Annotated in this window: 12 protein-coding genes; 6 read left to right on the forward strand and 6 right to left on the reverse strand. The window is 66.0% G+C overall.

All coding sequences use genetic code 11. From position 1 onward, the window contains the following. Nucleotides 1-201: 201 nt before the first annotated feature. The 3 genes from GGQ93_RS07155 (at nt 202) to GGQ93_RS07165 (ending at nt 4848) form a co-directional block, all read left to right on the forward strand. Entirely contained in the window at nt 202-705 is a 504-nt protein-coding gene (locus tag GGQ93_RS07155; protein WP_183215978.1) for a sigma-70 family RNA polymerase sigma factor, read from the forward strand. Further along, complete coding sequence (locus GGQ93_RS07160) at nt 702-1685, forward strand: FecR family protein (RefSeq protein WP_183215980.1); 984 nt, start codon at nt 702-704, stop codon at nt 1683-1685. Before GGQ93_RS07155 ends, GGQ93_RS07160 begins: the two co-directional genes overlap by 4 nt. Before the next feature lie 157 nt (nt 1686-1842). Then, on the forward strand, nt 1843-4848 hold the full coding sequence (locus GGQ93_RS07165; RefSeq protein WP_183215982.1) for a TonB-dependent receptor: 3006 nt from the start codon (nt 1843-1845) through the stop codon (nt 4846-4848). Here GGQ93_RS07165 and GGQ93_RS16405 read toward each other — a convergent pair. The 5 genes from GGQ93_RS16405 to GGQ93_RS07190 form a co-directional block, all read right to left on the reverse strand. Then, a complete protein-coding gene (locus GGQ93_RS16405) occupies nt 4832-5089 on the reverse strand; it encodes a phospholipase domain-containing protein (protein ID WP_183215984.1) in 258 nt (85 codons plus the stop codon). The two genes, GGQ93_RS07165 and GGQ93_RS16405, sit on opposite strands and share 17 nt — an antisense overlap. Before the next feature lie 146 nt (nt 5090-5235). After that, complete coding sequence (locus GGQ93_RS07175; RefSeq protein ID WP_183215986.1) at nt 5236-6111, reverse strand: glycerophosphodiester phosphodiesterase family protein; 876 nt, start codon at nt 6109-6111, stop codon at nt 5236-5238. Continuing rightward, nucleotides 6111-7400 (reverse strand): purple acid phosphatase family protein, encoded by a 1290-nt coding sequence (locus GGQ93_RS07180; protein WP_183215988.1) that lies wholly within the window; start codon nt 7398-7400, stop codon nt 6111-6113. The genes GGQ93_RS07175 and GGQ93_RS07180 overlap by 1 nt, the downstream gene beginning before the upstream one ends. A gap of 64 nt (nt 7401-7464) precedes the next feature. Then, nucleotides 7465-10395, reverse strand: coding sequence for a TonB-dependent receptor (locus GGQ93_RS07185; protein ID WP_183215990.1), 2931 nt, complete (start codon nt 10393-10395; stop codon nt 7465-7467). 106 nt (nt 10396-10501) lie between these two features. Further along, entirely contained in the window at nt 10502-10687 is a 186-nt protein-coding gene (locus tag GGQ93_RS07190) for a hypothetical protein (RefSeq protein WP_054765350.1), read from the reverse strand. Nucleotides 10688-10819: 132 nt separating this feature from the next. On the opposite strand from GGQ93_RS07190, the gene GGQ93_RS07195 reads away from it, so the two are divergent. Further along, a complete protein-coding gene (locus tag GGQ93_RS07195) occupies nt 10820-12394 on the forward strand; it encodes a sodium/sugar symporter (RefSeq protein WP_183215991.1) in 1575 nt (524 codons plus the stop codon). On the opposite strand, the gene GGQ93_RS07200 is transcribed toward GGQ93_RS07195, so the two are convergent. Then, nucleotides 12376-12618 (reverse strand): TonB-dependent receptor plug domain-containing protein, encoded by a 243-nt coding sequence (locus GGQ93_RS07200; RefSeq protein ID WP_152949854.1) that lies wholly within the window; start codon nt 12616-12618, stop codon nt 12376-12378. The two genes, GGQ93_RS07195 and GGQ93_RS07200, sit on opposite strands and share 19 nt — an antisense overlap. Nucleotides 12619-12686: 68 nt before the next feature. Here GGQ93_RS07200 and GGQ93_RS07205 point away from each other — a divergent pair, with 68 nt between their 5' ends. Both GGQ93_RS07205 and GGQ93_RS07210 read left to right on the forward strand, forming a co-directional pair. Then, on the forward strand, nt 12687-13985 hold the full coding sequence (locus tag GGQ93_RS07205) for an MFS transporter (RefSeq protein ID WP_183215993.1): 1299 nt from the start codon (nt 12687-12689) through the stop codon (nt 13983-13985). A gap of 627 nt (nt 13986-14612) precedes the next feature. After that, nucleotides 14613-17189 carry a M14 family metallopeptidase gene (locus GGQ93_RS07210; RefSeq protein WP_224764290.1) on the forward strand — a complete coding sequence of 859 codons (2577 nt, stop codon included), beginning with the start codon at nt 14613-14615 and terminating at the stop codon, nt 17187-17189. The last annotated feature ends 11 nt before the right edge of the window (nt 17190-17200 follow it).

Here is a 17200-nt window from a genome sequence, read left to right on the forward strand (position 1 = left end):
GACTCGGCAAGAGCGGCGATCTCGGCAATTGGGGCGATGCGTCAGAAGACGTCATCCGTCGTCGTCGGCCCTCCCCGTCAATGAGCGCCTGACCGTCTTGGTCGGCGAAGGCCGTCGCCGCGATTATTCGCCGGACTGTTTTCGGAACGTCATCGTTGAGCCGTAAAAGCGCGGCCCAACGGGTGGGCCCACGGGGATGGGATGTCAGTTCAGGATTTGGGTGCGGGACGACTGCTGGCCAAGAACGCCGTGCGTCTGCGCGCCTTCGTCCGCAGCCGCGTCCACAATGATGAGGACGCCGACGACATCAGTCAGGAGGCCTACGCCCGCGTCCTGGCGCGATCTCAGGCTGCGCCGCTGAAGGATCCGGTGGCCTACGCCTTCCGGGTGGCCCTGAACCTGCTGAGCGATCGCAGGCGCGTCGCCTCTCCGTCGGCCGGCGAGGCGATCGACGAGGCGGCGGCGTCGGACGCCCCCTCTCCATTCGAGGTTCTCGACATGAAGCAGAGAGCGGACCTTTTCACCCGTGCGCTTCAGCGCATGCCGCGGCTGAGGCGCGAAGTCTTTGTGCTGAGACAGTCCGCCGATCTCAGCTACGCCGAGATCGCCGCCCGGCTGAACATTTCAGTCGAGGCGGCCCAGAAACACTTCAGCCGCGCGGCCGTTGAGGTCCGCCGCGCGGTGGACATGGAGCGCGCCCGATGAGGCCGTCTGCGCCCACCCCAGAAGAACAGGCCGCCCTGTGGGCCGACCGGCGCCGCTGCGGCGAGATGGATGCGGCGGCTGACCAGGCGCTGCGCGCCTGGCTTGCGGAGGCCCCGGACCGCGCGCGCCTCTTGGACGCCCAGGAGCGCCTGCTGACCGATCCCGCCCTTGCCGCGGTCACTGCGCGGTTGGCGGCCGAAGCCGGACGTTCTCGGCGCGCCGGCCTCCATCCTGCGCCTCGGCTGTTCCACCGCTGGTCTTCACGGCTTTGGGTCGGCGGCTTAGCGGCGGCGGCCTGCGCGGCGCTGGCCGTGCTGATGTGGCCCTCTGCGCCCGTCGTCGTCGAACAAAGGCTGGAGGGCGTGGCGGGACAAAGTCTTCAGGCGGCGCTGGAGGACGGCTCTCTGATCCAGCTCAACGGCGACAGCCGCGTCCGCACGGCCTTCGGACCGGAACGGCGCGACGTCTGGCTCAGCGGCGAAGGCTTCTTCTCAGTGGCCAAGGACGCCAGACGTCCGTTTTCCGTCCTTACGGCGACCCACCGCATCACGGCCTTGGGCACCCGCTTCAACGTCGATGAACGCAGCGGCGGCGCGGTGGAGGTCACGGTTCTGGAAGGTCGGGTCGAGGTGGTTCCACTGAACCATCCCGAGCGCCGTCAGGTTCTGACCGCTGGCCGCCGATTGCTGAGCGACGGCGCCGCCGGGCCGATCCAGCGGCTGGACGCCGATGTGACGACGCCGGACTGGACCGAGGGATGGATCGACGCGGACAATATGAGCCTGGCCGACCTGCTGATCGAGCTGAAGCGCCGATCGCCGGGGCTGAAGGCCGAGTTGGCCGATCCCGCCTTGAGCCGCCGCCGGATCAGCGGGCGGTTCGCCGCCTCTGAGCCTCAGGACGTCCTGACCACCGTCGCGGACATGCAGGGCCTGACCCTTCGCAGGGAAGCCTCCGGCCGTCTGCTGATCGAGCGGTAAGCCAGGCATGGGGGCGGGCCGTGCAAGGCTGTGGAGCGCCGTAGCGGCGACGAGCCTGTGGCTTGCGGCGGGACTTCTGCCGGCACAGGCTGAAGCTCGGGACCTTCAGTCCACACCTGACCGAACAGCCCATAGATTTCAGATATCCAGCGGCCCCATGGCCGAGGCTCTTCGGGCGCTGTCGCGCCAATCGGGTCTGGCGGTGCTGGCGGACGCCGATCTGGTGGGGGGCCGCCGCACGCCGGGGGTACAGGCCCGAACCACCGCCTGGACCGCCCTGAACCGGCTGCTGGCCGCCCACCCCGATCTGCGGGGCCGGATCGTGGGCCGGACCCTGATCGTCGAGCGCGCCCAGCCGCAACCTCAGCCCCAGCCCCAGCCTGCGGCCGAGCTCGAAGAGGTGGTGGTCCTGGGACGCAAGGGCGCGATCGACGACGCCCTGGCGATCAAACGCGCCTATGACGGCGTCAGCGACGTGGTCAGCGCCGATGATCAAGGCCTGCTGCCCACCAACAATCTGGCGGAAAGTCTTTCGCGCCTGCCTGGCGTCAACGCCGTCCGCAACCATCAGACCGGCGAAGGCGACCGACTGACGGTTCGCGGCATGTCCACCGAATGGAACGCCTATCGAATCAACGGCGTGCGTTTTGGCGGCGCCGGGTCGCGGGCGGACAAATTCTATCGCGGCGTCCGTCTCAGCTATCTGCCGCCCGAGGGGATCCAGAACCTGATCGTGCGCAAGACCTTGACGCCCGATCTGGACGGCGACGCCCTGGGCGGGCTGATCGACATCCAGACCCCCACAGCCTTCGACACCGACCGCGACCAGGTGCGGCTGTCGGTCGAGCACGGCTGGCTGACCCGGTTCGACCGACCGAAATCGGGCAAGGCTGCCCTGGCGGTTTCGCATCGGTTCGGCGATCGGCTGGGTCTGTTCGTCGCCGCCAACTGGAGCGACGCCCGCTCGCAGTTCGAGATGGTCGGCGGCGACAGCGACGACCTGCCGACCGTCTGGTTCGACACCGTCTATTCGACCGGCTGGGATTTCGACCAGTTCGTCATGAGGGGCATGGAGTTGGCGGTCGGCGAGACCCAGGTGCGTCGCCTGGGTCTGAACGGAAGCCTGGACTGGCGCGGCGCGCACCAGGACCTTCACCTGCGGCTTCAGTACAACCGCTATGAGGGCGAGGAGTATCGAAACCGTTTGAACTTCCGCAACGACGGCCTGGCGGGGACCGAGCGGCTGGTCCAGGTGGACAGCCGGAGAACCGGTCTGGCTCAGCCGGACGCCATGGTGGTTGGCTCTGATCCCAGCCTGGGGCGCATCTACGGCTATTCGACCGCAGACGTGAAGGATGTGGACGGAGACGGACGGATCACCGACGCCGACCGCAAGGTCCGCTCCGTCTACAGCCTGGCGGGCGCTTCGGGCGTGTGGGATCCGATGGGGTTCCGATTGAGACGGTTCTGGGAATCGACCCGTGAATCGGGCCTCCTGTCTTCCCTGAACCTGGGCGGACGGCGATGGGGCGGTCCCTGGCGGATCGCCTATGACCTGTCGCTGTCGCGGTCCAGGGATGATTTGGACGGCGGCGCGCTTCTGGAATTCCGGACGGACGCGGTCGAATGGCTGGGCAATCGCGGGATAAAGGTGATCGAGACCGGCGACCCGCGCTTTCGGCTGTGGGGGCTCAACCCCGCAGGCATGGCTGCGGTTCAGGACCCCGCCGCCTTTGATTTTAGACATCTGGGCGAGGAGTGGGAGCGCACGTCCGAAACCCTGGGCCAGGCGCAGTTCGATCTGACCTATACGCCGAGCAGCGGCTGGCTGGAGTCGATACAAGTCGGGGGGCGATACATGCGCTCCAGCCGCCGCAACTCAGGCGCCGCCCGGCCCGACCTGATCGGACCGGAAACCCTGGCCGACCTGGACGGCTTGTTCGGTACGCCGGTCACCGACCTGTTCGACGGCCGCTATGTCGGCGACCACCGCCTGGGCGTCGTCCTGGACAATCGGCGGATGGCGGCCGAGATCGACCGGGCCTATCGCGGGGACAGCGCCTATTTCACCATTGATCCCAAGTTCAAGGCTCAGACCAGCACAGAACGCTTTCGGCTGAAGGAACAGGACGCCGCCGCCTATGTCATGGCCGCCGCCCGATGGGACGAGACCCAGATCACGGGCGGCGTCCGGATCGAACACACCCGATCCGACGTCGGCTATCCCATCCTGGACGCGCTTCGCGGCGACGGCCGAGACCATCGCCGCAACAGTTTCACCAATGTGCTGCCGTCTCTGCACCTGCGCCGCTCCTTTCACGGCGACAGGGTATTGCGGGCGGCGGTCTGGACCAGTTTCGCCCGGCCCGACATCGCCCGAATGACGACGGCGCGGCAGTATGTCTATGACCAGGACCCCGACCGGGACGGCAAGACCAATCCCAAGACCGACTGGACCCTTCAGGAAATCCGCCAGGGCAATCCGGATCTGAAACCCATGGAGGCGGTCGGCTATGATCTGTCGCTGGAACGCTATGGTCGATCAACGGCCTGGTCAGCCGCCCTGTTTCACAAGGATATCCGCAACTTCCTCTATCGGGCCTCCACCAGCTCGATTCGCGACGGCGGGCTGATAGAGCGGGGGGAAGAGAACGGCGCGCCCGTGCGAGCCTACGCCAACGGGCGCAAGGCGCGGATCAGCGGAATGGAACTGGCGATCCGTCACAATCTGGACTGGGCGCCCGCGCCGCTGGACGGCCTGGGCGTCTCAGCCAACCTGACCTGGCAGGTCAGCCGCGCCGACGCCAACATCAGCTGGCGCCGCGGCGATCGCCTCCCCTTCACCGAGACGCCCGAGACCCTGGCGAGCGTCGAACTGTTCTGGCAAGGCGGCGGATGGGAGGCGGCGGCCGGCTGGAACCGCCAGTCGGGCTTCCTGGAAGGCATGGATAGTTTCGCCAACGACCCTTACGAACAGCCCTACAGCTTTGTGGACGTCAGTCTTCGGCGGCGGTGGGGCGCAGACGGCTTCGCTTCGATCCAGGTACGCAATCTGCTGAACAGTCATACCTATTGGTACACCTTCGGTTCGGGATCGGAGGATCTGCGCGAATACATCCGTACTGGGCCCACGGTGACCTTGGCGATCAGCCGCAGCTTCTGACCTGGTCTTTCGACGCCAGCCGCCCCGAAAATCGCCGCCTGAAGTCGCCGCCCAGGCGCGAGACGGTCAGGTCGTAGCCGCCGTCCGCCCGAACCGGAAGGCGAAGGCGCAAGGGCGCGCCGGCGCTGACCCTGTGGCGGCGCGTGGGATAAAGGCCCGCCTCGTCGCTGACACAGAACCAGGCGTCCTCGCCCAGCACGATCTCGAGTATCAGTCCCCGCCCCCGGCGGGGCGTCCTCACGCGCACCGACGCCGACGCCGCTTTGAACCGGCCGCCGACCGGATCGGGGGTCGGACCTGTGCTGGACCGGCCAAAGCCGCCTGACCGAACGCGGGACGGATCGAGGGCGTCCCGCCTCCAGTCCCCCCATGACGGCAGGACCTCCATCACGGACGCGCCGAAAGCCCGCAGTCGGCCGCGGCGCGCCGCAATGCGCGCGGTCGGTCGGTCTGGATGACGTTGGCATCCATCGCCAGCAGCCCCTCCAGACGAGCGCAGACATCCGGTGCGCCGCTCGCCACGGCGTGATCCACCTCGCCCAGGCTGTTGACCCAGATCCGCGCAGGCAGCCTGCGCACGCCGCGCCGAAGGTCCGGGGTCAGGGAGTCGGGATCGCCATGCACGATCGCCACATCCGCAAGTCCCGCGAGCGCGGCCCCTAGACCGTCTGGACGGTCGACGCGCGGCATGACGTGCGCGCGGGGCAGGAGCCGTCGCACCGCCCGCAGCACCTCTCCGTCCGAGTCGAAGAAGACGACCTGGTCGGTCATCCCCAGTCCTTCCACCACCGCCGCCACGGCCGCGACGCGATCCGTCTTCATGTCCAGATCGACCAGCACCCGACCGCACGTCCTGCGGAGAGCCTCAACCAGGGTCGGCGGCGGTTCGGCGCTGTTCGCCAATCGCAGATCCCGCAGTTGGCCATGGGTGAGGCTTTCCGCCTCGCCGACGCCGCCGGTGGTCCGCGTCACCGTCCGATCATGCATGAGAAAGGGCACGCCGTCGGCCGAGACCTTGACGTCCAGTTCGACGATGTCGGCGCCCTCGCGCACCGCTTCATCGACGGCGGCCAAAGAGTTCTCCGGCGCATCCAGATGCCCCGCCCGGTGAGCCGCGATCAGCAAGACGCCGCGCGGCTGGGCCAGGTCGGTCTGAAGACGCGACATGGCCGCAGTCTCTCCACAGACCGGATCGGCCAGGGCCGGCGCCGCCGCCAGCCCCGCGATCGCGATCAGCCCGACCAGACCGACGCGCCGGCGCATCACCGGTCCTCCCGTCGCAGGATCAGCTCCGGGGTCGCAGGCTTAAGGTCGGTCAGGCGCGCCGCGCCCTGGCCGGTCTTGTCGAGCTGGAAGGCGTCGTACAGCAGACCGTCCATAGTGAAGGCCCGCACCGTCAGCCGATCCGGCGTCGCCTCGATCTGCTGGAACACCTGGATCCCGCTGCCCTTGCGGACAGGCCAGTCGATGTCGCCCAGCGGATACTGTTTCGGCCCGACGTTGGAGACCATATAGACCGGGCCCTGATCGTGCGGCCGCCCGCGTCCATAGGTGTGGTCGTGACCGGCCAGGACCAGATCGACGTGATGGCGATCCAGCACGGGTTGAAGCACCGCCCGCAACTCGGCGCCGTCTCGGCCCCTAGCCGTCGAATAGAGCGGATAGTGCATCAGGATGACGGTCCAGCGCGCCGGATTGTCCGTCAACTGACCCTCGAGCCAGGCCAGTTGATCACGTGCCGACTGAGGGTCTTCATCCATCATGTCGGCGTCCAGCGAGATGACGCGCACCCCCTGATAATCGACGCGATAGACGGTTTCGCTGAGCCATTCGGAGGGGCCGTTGTCCGGCAGGTTGAACTGAAGCCGCCACTGGGGCGCCAGCTGCTGCGCCTCCGCGCCTTCGGGCTTCATATATTCATGATTGCCAGGCGTCATCAGCGACGGGGTCTCCGCCAGCCGATGCGGGTCCATGTCGAACCACTGGCCCCATTCCCCGTCATTGTCAGCCCGATTGATCAGGTCGCCGGCGAACAGCATGAAGGCCGCGTCCGGCGTCTGACGCAGGGCGCGACGCACGGCCAGGCCGCCCATCGAGCGGATGTCGTTCTGGACGTCGCCCACATAGAGGAAGGTGAAGGGGCGGGCCTCGGCGGCGGCGGTTCTTACCTGACGCCACGCCGACCAAGCGCCCTCGCGGCCGACGCGATAGACATATTGGGTGTTCGGCGTCAGGCCGGTCAGCTGAACGCTGTAGTAGTCGGCGGAAACCTGCTCCTGATCGCGGGTCGTGAAGGCGGCGGCGGTGCGTTTCGCCGCGATCCGCACCGCAGTCTGAGGATAGGCCGGTCCGGGCGTCAGGGGTGCATATTCGATAAACCCCTCCCCGCCCCCGGCCTCGGCGCGCCAGTTGAAGGCCAGGCTGGTGGCCGGCGTTTCGGTCAGATTGACAATGACCCGCTCGGGCAGGCTCTCAGCCTGGGCGGCCGGGACGGCGGCGAAGGCAAGGACGCTGCAAGACAGGGCCGCGGCGAGGCGCAGGGACAGGCGCATGGGAATACCTCGGTTGGAGAAGAAAAGGCCGCTCGCAGTGTCTTCCGCGAGCGGCCGGGCATCGTCAGAGACGCCAGTTCAGGTTCAGGCTCAGATAGCGTCCGTTCTCGATATAGTCGCGAACGCCGCCCTTCCCGGACCCGAAGGTGTAGTAGTAGGTGTAACTGTCCAGCAGGTTCTGCACCTTGAAGGTCGCCGTCAGGTTCGGCGTGATCTGACGCCGCATCATCAGGTCCACAAAGTGGTAGTCCTGCTCATAGGGGTCATTGCCGAAGTCCTCGATGTCTTCCAGCGACTTGTCCTGGTAGTTATAGGCGACATAGGCTTCCCAGCCGTTGCGTTCCCAGAACAGCTCCAGGTTCACGATGTGGTCTGGGGTCTCCATGAACGGCAGGGTGTAACCCTGCGGATGCCAGGACAGGCCGGTCTCGGCCGACGAACGCTGAATGGTGGCGTTCAGGGCCACGCCCAAGCCGTCGAACGGCGCCGGCAGCCAATGCAGCTGCTGGCGCGCATTGATCTCGACGCCGTGGATTTCGGCCTTGCGGCCGTTCATCGGCATGGAGACGGAGATGCCCGACGGATCGTCGAACTCGCCCAGGGTGCCGTCGCGGATGACCGATGAGGACGACCGGTACAGGAACTTGTCCAGATCCTTGTAGAACAGGGCCACCGAATAGGCGCCGGTCCGGCCGTTGTAATACTCCGCCGACAGATCATAGTTGATCGAGGTCATCGGCTTCAGTTCGGGATTGCCCTGCACGATGCCGGTCAGGACCCACTCCGTGGTCGGATTGGTCTTGCCGTCGCCGTCGGGATCTTGGTCGTAGCTGTATTCCTTGACCGAGGTCATCCGGTTGATGTCCGGGCGCGACACGCTGGTCCAGATCGCCGCCCGCAGCTTGGCGCTGGGCGTCAGATCATAGTTCAGATGCACCGACGGCAGCCAGTTGGTGAAGCCGGTGTTGTCCAGGGCGTAGTCTTCGCCCCGCACCGGATCTTCCGTCCAGGCGCGGATTTCGTTGTCGGTGTCCTCCATTCGAACCCCGGCGATGATCTCGGCGGCGCCGAAGCGAGCCGTGCCCATCACATAGGCCGACACCACCTGTTCGTCGTAGAACCAGGTGGAGGCGTAATCGAGCGACTCCGTCTCTTTCAGGGCCAGCAGGGTGGAGTTCCCTGCCTTGGCGCGATCGATCTCGGCCATCATCTTGTCCGTGTCGATCACGGCGCCGAGTTGGTAGAGGCCGGTGTAGCGGCCGTCGAACATGTCCGTGACCGGTTCGCCGAACAGGGCCGAATAGTCAGCCATGGTTCCCTTGGGCGCCAGATCGATCAGCGTGCCCTGACGGCGTTCACGCTCGGACTTGTAGTATTTGGCGCCGACCCGCACCTCTTGCAGCCAGGACCCGGCGGGTTCGTAGCGCAGGTTGAACTGGGCCTGATTCAAGGTCTCCTTGGCGCCGCCGTATTCGCCGCTCAGGCCGGAGGCGGTGTATTCCTTCAGATCCTGAACGGCGGCCATGCCGGCGGGGTTCAGCACCCATTTCAGATACTGCGGATCATCCTGGCTGACGATCTCGACGCCCTCGTTGCCTTTCCACAGATAGGCGTTGCGGCCGAAATACATGTCGTAGCTGTCGATGATGTTGTCTTCCGACTCCGAATGGGAGGCGTCATAGTCCAGGGTGAAGGCGCCGAACCGGCTTTCGCCACCCAGGTTGATCAGTTGCAGCACGCCCTCCGTCGTGCCGCCTTCCCAATAGCGGCGCAGACGGAAGCCCTTGGGGTCCCAGGCGCCCGAGGCGCCGTTCAGGCTGTAGAAGCCGGCGGCGCCCTTGTCGGCGTCGGTGATCTTTCCGTCCTTGTCGCGGTCCACGATCTGGGCGGGGGTGTAGTTGTAGATCGCCCCCAGCTTGGGGTCGTAGCCGACGACGGCGTCAGCGGGCTGAGCCAGGTCGCCTCGCGTCTTGTCCATCTGCTCCAGACGGGCCGAGACCTTGGTGCCGCCTTCGTTGCGGAAGTTCAGACGGTTCCTGAACTGCGTTTCCTCATATTCATTGTACTGACCACGCAGGTGGAAGCTGTGGTTGTCGCCGCGGTAGTCCAGCGAGCCGTTGAAACCCCAGCGGGTCACATCCGTATCGCCGGTCGACATCTCCAGACCCCGCGACACGAAGGTCTTGGGATCGAAATCCAGGCTCTCGGTCGTGCTGTACCAGGTGCGGGGCATGTTGTCCCCGGAGTTGCCGATCTGCTCGAACTGCGAACCGCGCTCGGAGTAGTTGCCGGTCACATAGAGGCCAAGCCGATCCGAAAACTGCTTGCCCAAGGCGACGTCCGCCGCCCATGAGGTTCGGTCATCGCGCTGTTGCAGCAGGGTTCCCTCGATCGAACCGGCCGCATAGGTCGGGGCGTAATCGAAGGCCGTCGGCGTCTTGATGTCGATCGTCCCGCCGATGGCGTCGCCGTCCATATAGGGGAGCAGACTCTTATAGACGGTGATGGCGTCCACGCCCGAGGTCGGCAGGAAGCTGAGCCGGACCCCGCGGAAGAAGTTGTCGTTCGGCGACCCCGTGCCGCCCATGCGGACGCCGTTGACGGCATAGGCGTTGTACTCGGTCGCCATGCCCCGGATCACGACCCGGTCGCCTTCGCCGGTGAAGTGGTTGCGAACGGCCGAGACGCCGGGAATGCGCGATGCGGCTTCGGTCAGGTTCGACGACGGTAGCTTGCCCATGTCGTCGGCGCTGACGCTGTCCGAGATCATGTCGTTCTTGCGTTTCTCGTCGATCGACCGACGCAGACCTTGCAGATAGCCGGTGACGACGACGTCATCCAGGACGGCGGGATTGGGCTGTGCGACCTCTTCCGCCTCGGTCGTGGCGGACCGTGACTGCGACTGCGACTGCGATTGGGCGGCCGCCCATTGCGGGAAGGCCGCGACCAGGGCCAGGCTTCCCGCCGCCGCCAGATAGCGCGATTTGATGTTCATTGGTGTGATCCCCCGAGGTCTGCCGAAGGCGCAGACGACAGAGAGACGGAGCGATCAGACCAAGCTGACATGCGTCATCAACATTTCATCTCTGCGTCGCCGATCCTTACCGAACGGGCAATCCTGGATGGCGCCGCCCACGCCTTATCGACTTGGCGACCGCCTGAGCGGAGCCGGACCACCGCTGCGTCGCATCACGCTCGTCCTCGGGAATCTCTTCCAAGGGAGCGTAGAACATCAGGCCAGAGGCCGCGTGCAGGACGCGGGCGGCCGACATCTGCGAGCGGGTCATCGCCGCCTCCCCCGGGAGGACAGCGCCTCCAGCACGTCCAGCCGCATCTATTAAAATCGTTGCGACGTTCAGGGGCCTAACCTAGGCTCCGGTTCGAGCTCGAATGAATGGGCCGAACGGGGGGGATACACTATGTCGCTCGCAAGCGTCGATCTGGCGATCCTGGCGATCTACGCGGTCTTCATCTTCGGCCTGGCCCAGTGGGTTTCTCGCAGCAAGGGCGGCGAGCAGAAGACCTCCACCGACTATTTCATGGCCTCCAAGAGCCTGCCGTGGTGGGCTATCGGCGCCTCGCTGATTGCGGCCAACATCTCGGCCGAACAGATCATCGGCATGAGCGGGTCCGGCTATGTGATCGGCCTGGGCATCGCCTCCTATGAATGGATGGCGGCGCTCACCCTGCTGATCGTCGGGAAATTCTTCCTGCCGATCTTCCTGCGCAACGAGATCGTCACCATGCCGCAGTTCCTGCAGCAGCGGTACGGGCCGACGATCCGAAACGTGATGGCTGTCTTCTGGCTGCTGCTCTACGTCTTCGTGAACGTGACCTCGATCCTGTGGCTGGGCGCCATCGCCGTTCACACGGTCACGGGCTTCAACCAGGACTACGCCATCGTCGCCATCGGCGTCTTCGCCCTGGCCTATCAGCTGTGGGGCGGTCTGAAGGCCGTGGCCCTGACCGACATCGTCCAGGTGGCCCTGCTGGTCTGCGGCGGCCTGATCATCGGCTTCATCGCCCTGTCGACCATCGGCGGTGCGGGCGGCGCGCTGGCCGGCTTCAACACCCTGCTGACCGAGTTCCCCGACAAGTTCGACATGATCCTGTCGCCGGATAATCCTCACTATCAGGAGTTGCCGGGGATCGCCGTCCTGCTGGGCGGGCTGTGGATCATGAACATCAGCTACTGGGGCTTCAACCAGTACATCATCCAGCGCGCCCTGGCCGCCAAGTCCCTGCCTGAAGCCCAGAAGGGCATCGCCTTCGCCGCCTATCTGAAGCTGCTCATGCCGGTGATCGTGGTCCTGCCCGGCATGGCCGCCCTGGTGCTGGCCCCGAACCTGCCGGCGCCGGACCAGGCCTATCCGTCGATGATGAACCTGCTGCCGGTCGGTCTTAAGGGTCTGGTCTTCGCCGCCCTGATCGCCGCCATCATCGCCTCGCTGGCGTCCAAGGTGAATTCGATCTCGACCATCTTCACCCTGGACCTCTACGCCAAGATCAAGAAGGACGTGCCCGAGCATCAACTGGTCACGGTCGGCCGCATCGCCGCCGTCGCCGCCGTGATCATCGGCATCCTGACCGCCCGTCCCCTGCTGGGCGGCTTCGACCAGGCCTTCCAGTTCATCCAGGAGTTCACGGGCTTCTTCACGCCGGGCATCGTCGTCATCTTCATGCTGGGCCTGTTCTGGAAGCGCGCGTCCGAAGCCGGCGCCCTGACCGCCGCCATCGGCTCGGTGGTTCTGTCGGCCGTCTTCTGGTGGCTGCAGGAGACGGGTCAGTTCATCTTCCCCTTCATGAACCGCGTCGGCGTCGTCTTCATCGTCTCGCTGATCGCGGCGGTGGTCGTATCGCTGCTGGCGCCGGCCAAGCCCGACGCCATGAAGATCAAGCTGGACAAGATCAGCTACAAGACCTCGCTCGGCTTCAACCTGGCCGGGGTCGGCGTCATCGCCTTCCTGATCCTGGTCTATTCGATCTGGTGGTGAGGTGAGCGACGGGCGTCTGATCCGTAAACGGCCGAGGAACCCGCCTGGGTGATATCCGCGCGCTCCGCGGCGCTCAGCGGAATACCGCTCAGGTTTGCGAAACCGTCTTTGATCCCGGCCGCGCCGGCGATGCCTCGTCCATTGACCAGGACTAAGGTATTGCCTGCCCAAACCGCCCAGATTGGCTGCGGCGACGCCCAGCGCCCCAGTTGCGAGACCGTCACAAGCGGCTGCTAAGGTGAAAGCCTCTAGGACGCGTCAGAAAAGCTTCCGGGAGACAGGGGGCGTTTCGGTGCTGGGCAGGCGTGACCGGTGGTCCACAACCGCCGTCTATGGTGCAGCTCACTACGGAAAGAGTCTGTTCTGGTACGGCGGAGAGGTTCTGTTCGCCTTCTTTCTGACCGAGGTTGCAGGTCTGACGCCCGCCCATATGGCCGGCGTCTTGGCGATCGGTTTTCTTATCAGTGCGATCTTCGATCTTCAGGCTGGGCGCATCCTGTTTCGCCGGTCGGCGGGCATGAGGCGCGCAGCCGGGCTGCAATCCCTCGGCACGATCTTTAGCGGCGTCGCCTTGGTGGGGGTGGTCGCAACCGCCCTGCTTCCCTATCCGATGCGCGTGGGCTGGGCCCTGACGACGGGCGTCTTGTTTCGCCTCGCCTTCGCCGTCTATGACGTCTCTCAGAACTCCCTGATGGCCAATGCGACCGCAGAGGTTGAGGCGCGATCGCGTGTTGCGGTCACGCGCATCTTCGCCAGCGGCCTGGGCAATCTGAGCGTGGCCGCCGTGGTCGGGCCCCTGATCGCCGCTGAGCGGCGCGGCGGCGGCGGCGTCATGCTCATCGTCCTGGCGCTGATCGCGGCCCTGGTCGCCATCACGACGGCGGTTCTGTTGAACCGGCGCCTGAGGGGCTCGGATCCAGCCGACCTTGACGTGCAGTCTCCGTTGAAAGGACCGAGCCTCGGCTTGGCGGCCCTATGGCCCCTGTTCGCCATGATGGTCCTGATGATGTTGGGCCCTTCTCTGTTTCAGAAGTTGGAGCCTTACTTCGCGGCCCGCGCCTTCGCTTCCTCGACGACGGGCGGCGCCCTCATCATCGCCGCCGCCGCAGGCGTCTGCTGCGGCCAACCGCTCTGGCTCATGGTCTTTCCACCGTCGCGCCGCATCGCCCTTTTCACGGTTTCGGCTCTGCTCCAGGCCGCCGGGGCCGTGATCTTCCTCCTGGCGCCGTTCGACGCGCCGATCGCCTTCGTCATCGGCGCCTGGTTGTTCGGCCTGGGCAACGGCGGTCTGGGCATGGCGAAATGGGCCAGCTTCAGCGACTGGGCGTCCCGCCTTCCGATCCACCGTCAGGGCCCGGCCTTCGCCATCTTCAGCGCCCTGGCGAAAATCACCCTGGCGCTGGGCGTGCTGATCGTCGCCGCCGCAATTCATCCGGACGCCACCCCGAAGGATTTGCGCGGTTTCATGGCCGCCGGCCCCGTCCTGACGTCGATAGGAATGATCATTCTGGCGCGACGGGCTGCGCCTCGCGAAACGGGCGACACGCTGGCTTCCGAAACCATGGGCGCATCACCACCTCGCACATCCTGAACAGCGTCGACATCCCATCTGATGTCGCGATCTGGCCGATCATATGGGAAAGCGAGGGCGCGGATCCGACAGCCGGCCTGACACAGATCAAAGGCTCAGTCGGGCGCCGTCGGCTTGACGGCCGGTCGGCGCCCAAGTCCCTCCACATAGGCGATCATGGCGGCCGGCTCGTGGTCGGGCGTAGCGACCAAGGAGGTTCCATCGACCTCGCGCAGGACCGGAATAGGGCGACGTTATTCTGGTGGGCCACTCTTATGGCGGCGTCGTGAACACCACCGATGGCGTCGATCACCCAAGCGAGCTAGCGTCTGCGGGTCCCAACCAAAGGAGTGCGATTGCCGACCGTGGATCTAGAAAACCCGACGGCCCTGCCAGGAGACAAGCTCCGCGACATGGTCCCGGTTGTGCGATGCGTTTCCTAGAGCGCCTGCGTTGCCATGTTGGAGGAAACCCGGGTCGCCGTGCGTCCAAATCAATGGACGGGAACGGAGATAGAAGATGTTAAACCGAATTTTGGCGGCGATTGTAATCGCGAGCGCGCTGCTTGGGGGACCAGCAGCCGCTCACACGGACCATATCACCTCCCCGAATGCGGCGTTTGGACATGACGTCGGCGACGATTATCAGTTGATCAACTATCGGCAGTTCGAAGCCTATCTCCACACGCTCGCCGCCCAGTCCGACCGCATGAAGCTGATGGAGGTCGGCAAGACGACCGAGGGGCGGACGCAGTATGTGGCCGCCGTCTCGTCTCCGGCGAACATCGCCCGCCTGGATCATTATCGCGACATCGCCCGCCGTCTGGCCAAGGCCGAAGGCGTGGACGAAGCCGAGGCGCGCGCCCTGGCGGCCGAGGGCAAGGCCGTGGTCTGGATCGACGGCGGCCTGCATGCGACCGAGACCGTGCCGCCCCAGGCCCTGATCGCCGCCGTCCATGAATGGGTGACGGCTCAGGATCCCGAGGCCCTGCGGGTGCTGGACGACGTCATCATCCTGTTCGCGCCACTGAATCCGGACGGCTGGGATCTGGTGGCGGACTGGTACATGCGGGAGGAGGACCCGGAGAAGCGGGAGTTTGCCAGCCTGCCGCGCCTCTATCAGGCCTACGTCGGCCACGACAACAATCGCGACTATTATCTGTCGGCGATGACGGAGACGACCAACGTCAACCGGATGCTGTTCCGGGAGTGGTTCCCTCAGATCGTCTACAACCACCATCAGCCGGCGCCGGCCGGGACGGTCGTGTTCATGCCGCCGTTCCGGGATCCCTTCAACTACAACTACGACCCCTTGGCGATGACCACCCTGTCGGAAGTCGCCGCCGCCATGCACAACCGGCTGGTCGCCGAGGGAAAGCCCGGCGCGACCATGCGCAGCGGCGCCCCCTATTCGACCTGGAACAACGGGATGGAGCGGTCGATCACCTATTTTCATAACGCCATCGGCCTGTTGACGGAGATCACCGGGCACCCGACGCCGAGCCGCATCGCCCTGGTTCCGGACAACCAGTTGCCGCGGAACGATCTGCCGGCCCCGATCGCGCCGCAGACTTGGCGGTTCCGGCAGTCGATCGACTATTCGCTGTCGATCAATCGGGCGGTGCTGGACTATGCCTCGCGCAATCGCGACCGGCTGTTGTTCAACATCTGGCGTATGGGGGCGAACGCCATCGCGCGGGGCGAGACCGACACCTGGCGCGTCACGCCGTCGCGGATCGACGCCCTGAAGGCGGCTGCGGGCCAGACCGGCCGCACCGCCGATCCCGCCCTTTACGACAAGGTGCTGCGCGATCCGGCGCTGCGCGATCCGCGCGCCTATGTCATCCCGGCGGACCAGGCCGATCTGCCGACGGCGATCGCCTTCCTCAACAGCCTGATCAAGACCGGCGTGGACGTGGATCGCGCGACCCGCGCCTTCTCCATCGCCGGAACCTCCTATCCGGCGGGGTCGTTCGTCGTGCGGACGAACCAGGCCTATCGGCCGCATGTGCTGGACATGTTCGAACCGCAGGATCATCCGCACGACCTGCGATATCCCGGCGGTCCCCCCGTCCTGCCCTATGACGCGACCGGCTATACGCTGGCGCTGCAGATGGGGGTGAGGTTCGACCGGATTCTCGATCCGTTCGAGGCGCCGCTGGAGCGCGTGCCGGACCTGATCGCCGTGCCCGCCGGTAAGATTCGCGGACGGGGCGACGCGGGCTTCGTCGTCGATCATGCAGCGATCAACAGCTTCATCCTGAGCAACCGTCTGCTGAAGGCGGGGCAGCCGGTGTTCTGGCAGAAGACCGAGGTTCGTCTCGGCGCGCGCACCCTGGCGCCCGGGGCCCTGTGGATTCCGGAAAGCGAGACGTCGCGCGTCCTGGTCGAACAGGCGGTCGCCGAGCTGGGCCTGAACGCCGAGGCGGTGTCGCGCGCGCCGGCGGGCGACGCCATGGCGCTGAAGCCGGTGCGGATCGGTCTGGTGGATCGCTACGGCGGCTCCATGTCCGCAGGCTGGACCCGTTGGCTGCTGGAGCAGTTCGAGTTCCCCTTCGAGGTCGTTTACCCCCAGCGTCTCGACGCAGGTGACCTGAACAGGGATTTCGACGTCCTGGTGTTCGCGCCTGATCTGCTGCCCGGCGACTTCCCCAACGGGAGCGGGCGCGGACAGCCGGATCCCGAGACGATTCCCGAAGCCTATCAGTCCTGGCTGGGCGCCGTGACGCGAGAGAAGACCCTGCCGCAACTGACCCGCTTCGCCGAGGCCGGGGGCACGATCGTGACCGCAGGATCGGCCCATAAACTGGCCCTGGCCCTGGGGGCGCCGATCGAGGACGTGCTCTCGAACGCGGACAGGCCCCTGCCCTCCACCGACTTCTTCATCCCCGGCGCCTTGCTGGCGATGGACGTCGATCCGGCCGAGCCCCTGGCCTACGGCCTGCCGGCGCGACTGGATGTCTTCTTCGACGAAAACGCGGCCTTCACCGTGCGCGACGGCGCCCGGATCGCCGCCCGTTACCCAGCGACCCCTGTGGTGTCGAGCGGCTGGGCCATAGGGCCCGAGAAACTGGCCGGCGCCGCCGCCGTAGTCGATGCGCCTATGGGGCAGGGTCGGCTGATCATCCTGGGGCCGGACGTGATCAATCGCGCCCAGGCCCGGGCCTCGGTGCGGCTGTTGTTCAACGCCCTGTTCTACGGCCCGGCGACAGCGGCGGGCTCCTGAATCGGAAAAGG

This window comes from Brevundimonas aurantiaca (assembly GCF_014199955.1).
In the GTDB taxonomy this organism is placed as follows: domain Bacteria; phylum Pseudomonadota; class Alphaproteobacteria; order Caulobacterales; family Caulobacteraceae; genus Brevundimonas; species Brevundimonas aurantiaca.

Bases quoted from the DNA above. Each gene is read 5' to 3' on its own strand.
- GGQ93_RS07155 (WP_183215978.1), top strand. From the start codon at position 202: ATGTCAGTTCAGGATTTGGGTGCGGGACGACTGCTGGCCAAGAACGCC.
- GGQ93_RS07185 (WP_183215990.1), bottom strand. From the start codon at position 10,395: ATGAACATCAAATCGCGCTATCTGGCGGCGGCGGGAAGCCTGGCCCTG.
- GGQ93_RS07190 (WP_054765350.1), bottom strand. From the start codon at position 10,687: ATGACCCGCTCGCAGATGTCGGCCGCCCGCGTCCTGCACGCGGCCTCT.
- GGQ93_RS07195 (WP_183215991.1), top strand. From the start codon at position 10,820: ATGTCGCTCGCAAGCGTCGATCTGGCGATCCTGGCGATCTACGCGGTC.
- GGQ93_RS07175 (WP_183215986.1), bottom strand. From the start codon at position 6,111: ATGCGCCGGCGCGTCGGTCTGGTCGGGCTGATCGCGATCGCGGGGCTG.
- GGQ93_RS07160 (WP_183215980.1), top strand. From the start codon at position 702: ATGAGGCCGTCTGCGCCCACCCCAGAAGAACAGGCCGCCCTGTGGGCC.
- GGQ93_RS07180 (WP_183215988.1), bottom strand. From the start codon at position 7,400: ATGCGCCTGTCCCTGCGCCTCGCCGCGGCCCTGTCTTGCAGCGTCCTT.
- GGQ93_RS07165 (WP_183215982.1), top strand. From the start codon at position 1,843: ATGGCCGAGGCTCTTCGGGCGCTGTCGCGCCAATCGGGTCTGGCGGTG.